4 protein-coding genes and 1 pseudogene are annotated in these 7,775 nt (G+C 66.5%); 2 read left to right on the forward strand and 3 right to left on the reverse strand.

The window, feature by feature from the left end:
* Window positions 1–3 precede the first annotated feature (3 nt).
* The gene (locus A5686_RS08515) at window positions 4–3,165 is read left to right on the forward strand and encodes an adenylate/guanylate cyclase domain-containing protein (protein ID WP_067933008.1); all 3,162 of its coding nucleotides are present in this window, start codon (window positions 4–6) and stop codon (window positions 3,163–3,165) included.
* Window positions 3,166–3,207: 42 nt separating this feature from the next.
* Complete coding sequence (locus tag A5686_RS08520; RefSeq protein WP_082947536.1) at window positions 3,208–4,044, forward strand: SDR family oxidoreductase; 837 nt, start codon at window positions 3,208–3,210, stop codon at window positions 4,042–4,044.
* 45 nt (window positions 4,045–4,089) lie between these two features.
* Here the strand turns inward: A5686_RS08520 and A5686_RS08525 are convergent, their stop codons facing one another.
* From A5686_RS08525 to A5686_RS27580, 3 genes and pseudogenes are all read right to left on the reverse strand, one after another.
* A complete protein-coding gene (locus tag A5686_RS08525) occupies window positions 4,090–5,613 on the reverse strand; it encodes an NAD(P)/FAD-dependent oxidoreductase (protein ID WP_197520518.1) in 1,524 nt (507 codons plus the stop codon).
* 38 nt (window positions 5,614–5,651) lie between these two features.
* A complete protein-coding gene (locus tag A5686_RS08530) occupies window positions 5,652–7,451 on the reverse strand; it encodes an NAD(P)/FAD-dependent oxidoreductase (RefSeq protein WP_067933012.1) in 1,800 nt (599 codons plus the stop codon).
* Between the two features lie 90 nt (window positions 7,452–7,541).
* Window positions 7,542–7,775: pseudogene (locus A5686_RS27580) on the reverse strand (TetR/AcrR family transcriptional regulator); the annotation flags it as partial.

A 7,775-nucleotide genomic window follows, 5' to 3' on the forward strand; every position in this document is an offset into this window, starting at 1 on the left:
CATATGACGGCGGCGGAAGCAGCGTGTTCGGCGTGTGGCATAACGCTGCGCGCCACCGCAAAGTTCTGCGATGAGTGCGGTGCACCGACGGCGATTTCGCCCAAGCCGGCCGAATACAAGCAAGTGACGGTACTGTTCGCCGACGTCGTGCGCTCGATGGATATCGCCGCTGCGGTGGGCGCCGAACGGCTGCGCGAGATCATGGGCGAACTCGTCGAACGCGCAGCGGCGGTGGTCCAACGATTCGGCGGCAGGGTGGACAAGTTTACCGGCGACGGCATCATGGCAGTGTTTGGAGCGCCGGTTGCGTTGGAAGACCACGCTTTTCGCGCATGCCTGGCGGCGCTGGGCATCCAGGACCAGGCGGGGCGCATCGCGGGTGAGCTCGCGCTCAAAGACGCGGTCGAGCTGCGGCTGCGGGTAGGCCTGAATTCGGGCCAGGTAATTGCCGGCGAAATTGGTTCGGGTGCTTTGGGCTACACCGCGATAGGCGAGCAGGTCGGAATGGCGCAGCGGATGGAATCGATCTCGCCCCCGGGCGGGGTGATGCTCAGCGAGTCAACGGCGCGGTTGGTCGAGGATGCCGCGACCCTGTCCGAGCCGGAGATGGTGCACATCAAGGGCGTGCGGGATGCGGTGGCGGCTCGCCGTTTGATCGCCGCGAAAAGCGAACAGCGCCACAGGAAAGACCCGCAGTTGGTCGGGCGAACGTGGGAACTCAACACCATCGCCGGGATCCTCGATGAGGCAATCACTGGGGCAGGATGCCTCATCGGTGTCGTCGGACCGCCCGGCATCGGCAAAAGCCGCACAGTTCGCGAATCGATGGCATTGGCGAAATGCCGTGGCATGGATGTCATTACAACGTTCTGCGAATCCCATACCAGCGATATTCCCTTCCACGCGGTGACAGGGCTGTTGCGCGCCGCGCTCGGGCTCGAGGAGCTTGGCAGCGAGACCGCCAGGGCGCAGCTGGAATCCCGCTTTCCCGATGCCGACGCTGAGGATCTCTGGCTCCTCGCCGACCTGCTCGGGATCGCGGACCTTGCGGTAGCGGCGCCCAACATCGAGGGCGACGCCCGGCGGCGCCGGCTCACGGCTTTGGTCACTGCCGCGTGGGTGAATCGCCGTGGGTCAGCGCTGTATGTCATCGAGGACGCCCATTGGATGGACGAGGTCAGCGAGTCGATGCTGGCCGACTTCCTGACGGTGATCAGGCAGACCCGCTCGATGATGCTGATCACCTACCGCCCCGAGTACCAGGGCGCGCTGGCCACGATCCCCGGCGCTCAGACAATCGCGCTACGGCCGTTGAACACCGCGCAAACGGTGGAGCTGATAAGCGAATTGCTAGGCACCGATGCCTCAACGCGGGGGCTCGCCGAGGTGATCTCCGAACGTGCCTGCGGTAACCCGTTTTTCGCCGAGGAGATCGTGCGCGACCTTGCGGAGCGCGGATCCATTCGCGGGGAGCGCGGCTGCTACCAACTCGTCGGTGAGGTCGCCGACGTCACGGCCCCACCCACATTGCACGCCGTCATCGCCGCCCGCATCGACCGTCTCAGCTTCGCGGCCAAACGCACGCTCTGCGCCGCCGCCGTGATCGGGTCACGGTTCAGCCCGGACCTGGTGACCGCCCTGGGCGTCGACCCGGTCCTCGATGAGCTCGTCAGGGGCGAGCTGATCGATCAGGTCGGCTTCACCCCGAGGATCGAGTACGCGTTTCGGCATCCCCTGATCCGCTTCGTCGCCTACGAGTCGCAACTGAAGTCGGATCGAGACGAATTGCACCGTCGGCTAGCCGCACTGATCGAGCAGCGTGATCCGGAGTCGTCGGACGAAAACGCCGCAATGATCGCCGAACACCTGAAAGCGGCGGGCAATCTCCGCGCAGCGTTCGACTGGTACATGCGCGCGGGAACCTGGTTGACCCACCGTGATCTCGCCGCGGCACGGGCAAGTTGGCGGCACGCGCGCGATGTCGCGGACCGCCTGCCCGAAAACGACGCCGACCGCGAGGCATTGCGAATCAACCCGCGGACGCTGTTGTGCGCGAGCGCGTGGCTGACCGGCGGCACCATGGCCGACACCGGGTTCGAAGAACTGCGCGACCTTGCCACCGCGGCCGGCGACAAAGTTTCGCTGGCGATGGCCATGGCCGGATGGCTGCCTGCACTGATCGTGCACGCCCGATTCGACGAAGCCGGGCGGTTGGCTTCCGAACTCGAGGACCTGCTCGACTCGATCGGCGACCCGACGTTGATCCTCGGGCTGCTCTATGCGGCGATGCCCGCGAAGATGCAGCGCGCCGAGTTGACCGAAACCATCCGCATCGCGCAACGGACGATCGAGCTGGCCGACGGTGACGCCACCAAGGGCAACCTGATCATCGGTTCCCCGCTCACGGGAGCGATCATGCTTCGGGGTTGTACGCGTTGCCTCCTCGGCGACCCGGACTGGAAGACCGACGTCGATCAAGCCCTGCAAATGGTCCGCGCGTTCGAACCCTCCCTGCGCGCGATCATGTTGCTGTTCAAGTACAACCTGATTCCGCTCGGGGTCTGGTTGCCGGATGCCGCCTCAGTGCGGGAGACGACCGAGATGCTGGAGATCGCGGAGCGATCCGGCGACGATCTCACCCTGGCCTGCGCCCAGTACGTCCACGGTGTCGCCCTCGTGGTCCACGACCCGACCCGCCGCGAAGAGGCTTTCGCCCTGCTCGCCGCCGCCCGCGAGGCCGCGCTGCAGGAACGGTTCACTATGGGAGCGGCCACGCTGGTGAACTACTTTGTCGCCAACGAGAAGTTGCGCACCGGCGACCCCGACGGCGCGATCGAGCTGTTGCGCCCTAGCGTCGAGGACCAATACGCGAGGCCTGAGCACGTGATTGTCGGGGCCACCACCGCGGCGCTGGTGAAGGCGCTGGTGCGCAGAGGCCGCCCGGCGGACCTGCTGGAAGCGCAAGCTGCCATCGACCGGCTCGCGGCTCTTCCGATCGAACCGGGATTCGTCCTGCACGATCTCTGGCTGCTATCGATGCGGGCAGCCGTGGCCCAGGCGCAGGGCGACGAAGCCGCATATCGCGACCACCGCGACCGCTACCGGAACATGGCGAATTCGCTTGGCTTCCAGGGGCACATCGCCTTGGCCGAGGCCATGGAGTAACCCGCCATCGCCCGGAATTGCGCTGCGTATACGGTCCCAGGTATGAATCGAGTGTCGGTGATCACCGGCGGCGCGGGCGGCATGGGGCTGGCCACAGCGAAAATCGTGGGCCGCGACCACGCCGTGGTGCTTTGCGACGTCAGGCAGGACCGGCTGGCCGCCGCGGCCACAACCCTGCAAGACCTCGGGATCGCTCCGACGGTCGTCGACTGCGACGTGACCGATCGGCGCGCCGTCGCCGACCTGCTCGGGACCGCCAACAACCTGGGGACCATCGTCTCCGTCATCCACACCGCGGGGGTCAGCCCGAGCATGGGTGCTGCCGGCTACATCGTGCGGACCAACGCGGTCGGCACCGTCAACGTCAATGAGGAATTCTTCGCGGTCGCCGGCGAAGGCGCGGCGATCGTCAACGTGGCGTCGATGGCGGCGCACATGCTGCCGGCGGAAATTGTTCCAGCAGACCAATTTCCCCAGGCGCTGAAGGACACTGACGCGTTCATGGACGCCATGTTGGCGGCGTGCAGCATTGCTCCCGAGGAAGCGCGGTCGGGTATCGCCTACGCCGTGAGCAAGACCTTTGTGAAGTGGTACAGCCAGTCGCAAGCGGAGCGATTCACCACCCGCGGGTTGCGCATCGTCTCGGTGTCGCCGGGGTCGACCGACACCGAGATGGGCAGGCTCGAGGAGCAGGCGGGCGCGGGCGCGATGGTTGCCAACGCCGCCGTCCCGCGGTGGGGTAAGCCGGAGGAGATGGCCGAGCTGCTCGCCTTCTGCGCCAGCGAGAGGGCGGGATACCTCACCGGCACCGACATTCTCAACGACGGTGGCGTGATCGCCTCGATGACCGAACGGGCCAGGGTGGCCGCCGGCGGCTAGACGAGGTAGCGCGGCTTCTAGGCGGGGGCGCGGGACTCGCTTTGGCTAATCCCCGGCGCCGATGCCGACTTTCGTCAGGTCGGCACCATCACGCATCGCGCCGTGGCTCCACTCCCGTGGCCGCAGCCGCCAGGTCCGGCGTGCGTACTCCAGTTCGGTATAGGGCCATTGGGTGACGATTCGGCCGGACGGCGACCGGAAGTAGCTGTCGCACTGCGTCCAGATGGTGCGCTCCAGGTCCGCGGAAAGTGCGTCGTTGTACCGCTTTTCGGCCTCCGGTCGCACGTCGAGGTATCCGCCGCGGCGCGCCAGGCGGCTCACTGCGCTGGCGACCAGTCGCGCCCCGGCCTCGAGGATGTAGACGATGGAGTTGCCGCCCTGGTTGGTGTTAGGGCCGTAGAGCATGAAGAAATTGGGGAATCCGCTGACCGCGACCCCCAGGTAGGCGGACGGGTCATCGCCCCAGTGCTGGTGCAACCGGAGTCCGCCGGCGCCGACGACGTCGATGCCGGAGAGGTACCGGGACGTCTCGAAACCGGTGGCCAGCACGATCGCGTCGATGTCGACTTCGGTGCCCGCCGAGGTGATCACCGAAGTCCGGCCGATGCGCGCGATGGGTTCGGTGACCAGTTCGACGTTGTCGCGCTGCAAGGCCCGGTAATAGTCATCGCCCAGCAGCACCCGTTTACACCGGAACGGATAGTCCGGTGTCAGCGCCCGGCGCAGCGGCTCGTCGTCGACCGTGCGCTCCAGGAATGACGTCGCGATCTGGGTGCGCGCCGTCACCACGGGGTCGTCGGCGAAGGTCGCGGTGTTGTCGTGCTGAAACTTCCAGATCTGCCAGCGGGTTCGGCGCAACGCCAGGACGTTGCGTTTGAAGCGGGCCAATTCGGTTGCGCTATACGGGCGGTCGTCCTTGGGTACCATCCATGGCGGAGTGCGTTGGAAGACGGTGACCTGCCCGGCGATCTTCGCCAGCTCGGGCACGAGCTGTACCCCGCTGGCGCCGGTGCCGATGACCGCGACGCTTCGGCCGGCCAGATCGAGGTCATGATCCCATTGCGCGGTGTGCAGCACCGCGCCGCCGAAGTCGCTCAGCCCGTCGATATCGGGGAGCTTGGCCGAACCGAACAGGCCCACCGCACAGACGACGACGTCGGCGATCAGGATGGCACCTTGCCCGTTCCGCGTGAGCTCGCAGTGCCATACCCCGGCATGCGGGTCCCAGCGCACACAGCGCGCCGTGGTGTCGAGCAGCAGATGGCGACGCAGGTCGAAATCGTCGGCCACCGATTCGAGGTAGGCCAGTATTTCGGCCTGCCGCGCATAGGTACGGCTCCAGGATTTGTTGGGGGCGAAGGAAAACGAGTACAGATGGCTCTGGATGTCGCAGGCGGCGCCTGGGTAGGTGTTGCGTCGCCAGGTGCCGCCCACACCGTCGCTGCCCTCGATGATCACCAGATCGTCTATGCCCGCGCGACGCAGCGCGACGGCCGCGCCCAGCCCGCCGAAGCCGGCCCCGATAATGGCCACCTTCGGTCCGCGCCGACGCCGGGTCGCCGCCCGCATCCGCCCGATGGCGTAGAGCGATCGGGCTTTTCGGCTTGTCACGGTCCATCCCCGGACCGGCGGACCAGCAGGCCTTCCAGGTTCCCGTCCGCCCGCCACTGCTGCAAAATGTCGGCGTATTCGGTGGGCGCGCCGAAGAAGAAGCTGCCCTGCCGAGTCTTGGCGTCGGCCTTGCCTTCCCGGTTGTAGTAGCCGGGCGTACACGTCTTGGCGCGCTCGGCACTCGCGACCGATCGGGCCACCACCGTGTCGACCCAGGCGGCTTCGGCGGCGGGTGCGGCTTCGATTTCGGTGATGCCTTCCGCGAGTGCGGTCGCGATGATCCAGGCGACGTGGCCGGCCTGCACATCGAGCAAGTAGGGAAAGTTCACCGTCAGCCCCGCCTGGGCGATGCTTTCGATGAAGCAATTCGGGAATCCGGTCGTACACAGGCCTTGAAAGGTGCGCACGCCATCGTCCCAGTGTTCGGTGAGCGTCACACCGTCACGGCCGATCAGCTCGAATCCGGTGCGGCGGCAGTAGTCGGTGCCCACCTCGAAACCCGTTGCGAAGATGAGACAGTCGAGTTCGTAGACCACGCCGTCGACCACCACGCCGGTTTCGGTGATGCGCTGCACCCCGCGACCCCGGGTATCGACCAGGGTGACATTGTCCCGGTTGAACGTCTGCAGGTACTCGTCGTGGAAGCAGGGCCGCTTGCAGAAGTATCCGTACCACGGTTTGAGCGCCTCGGCGGTGGCGGGATCGCAGACGATCGCCGCGACGCGCGCCCGGATCTCGTCCATTTTGGCGAAATCGGCCAGCTCGATATCGCGACTGCGCTGTTCGGGATCGGCGAGGCCGTCTGCATCCTGACGCATGACGGGCAACTTGCGCGTGATGCTGGTCCAGGCGTCGGCGACCAGGTCCTGCTCGGCTTGGCCTCCGGCGGTGAGGATCTGAAAGTTCTGTATCCGCTCACGCTGCCACCCGGGCCGCAAGGTACTGGCCCACTGCGGATCGGTGGCCCGGTTGGCCCGGACGTCCACCGAGGACGGCGTGCGCTGAAAGACGTAGAGCCGCTGGGCGGCCGCGGCGAGGTGCGGTACGCACTGGATCGCCGTGGCGCCGGTTCCGATGATGCCGACGCGCTTGTCGGCCAGATTCTGCAGCTGCTCACCGGTGTAGGCGTAATCCCATCGGCTGGTATGGAACGCATGCCCACCGAAAGCGCCGAGTCCGTCGATGCCCGGCAACTTCGGTTTGGCCTGATAGCCGTTGGCCATGGAGACAAACCTGGCGCGCATTTCGTCGTTCCGGTTGGTGCGGATGATCCAGCGCGATTCGTCGGAATCCCAACGGATTTCCCGCACATCGGTCTGCAGGCAGGCGTCAGGGTAGAGATCGAAGTGCTCGGCGATGCGCCGGCAATGCGCGAAGATCTCCGGGCCCTTCGCATACTTTTCGGTGGGGGTGTAGCCCAGCTCCTCGAGCAGGGGCATGTACACGTACGACTCGACGTCACAAGCGATTCCGGGATAGCGGTTCCAATACCAGGTGCCGCCCACGTCGGCCGCCCGGTCGATCAGCCGCACGCTTGTGACGCCCAGCTGTCGAAGCCGCGCGCCGGTCAACAGCCCGCCGAATCCGGCGCCGACGATGGCGACGTCCACCTCGTCGGTGAGCGGCTCGCGGACCAGGTTCCCGTCCGACCACGGGTCTTCGGCATATCGGGCGAACGCGCCCGCCATCTCGACGTACTGCGCGATGCCGTCCGCGCGGATACGCCGCGCGCGTTCTTCGGCGTACTTGCGTCGCAGCGCATCGACATCAAGTGCCTGGCCAACGGTCTCGGTCACGGCCTCGCGTTCCTCTCCGTGGCCTCGACCTTATAATCAATCGCTTGATCATATCAAGGTGCGGCCACGCAGGAGGCCGATTGCGGGGGGCTATCCCCGCGTAGCCCCTGCGAGCAGGGTGCCTTTGATCAGCTGCCTGGCCGAGGCCAGCGCCGCGTGATACTCGTCAGCCGGCAGCGTGGCCGCCAACTCGGTCAGCCCGTAGATCAGTGCATAGACCGCCTCGGCGGCGCCGCGGCGGTCGGCATGGCCGGCCAGCCCACCTTCGCGAAATGCGTCCGCGACGATGCCGTCGATGATCTCGCGGAAAGCGTGAAACTCGCC

It is taken from the genome of Mycobacterium sp. E2479, assembly GCF_001667925.1.
Taxonomy (GTDB): domain Bacteria; phylum Actinomycetota; class Actinomycetes; order Mycobacteriales; family Mycobacteriaceae; genus Mycobacterium.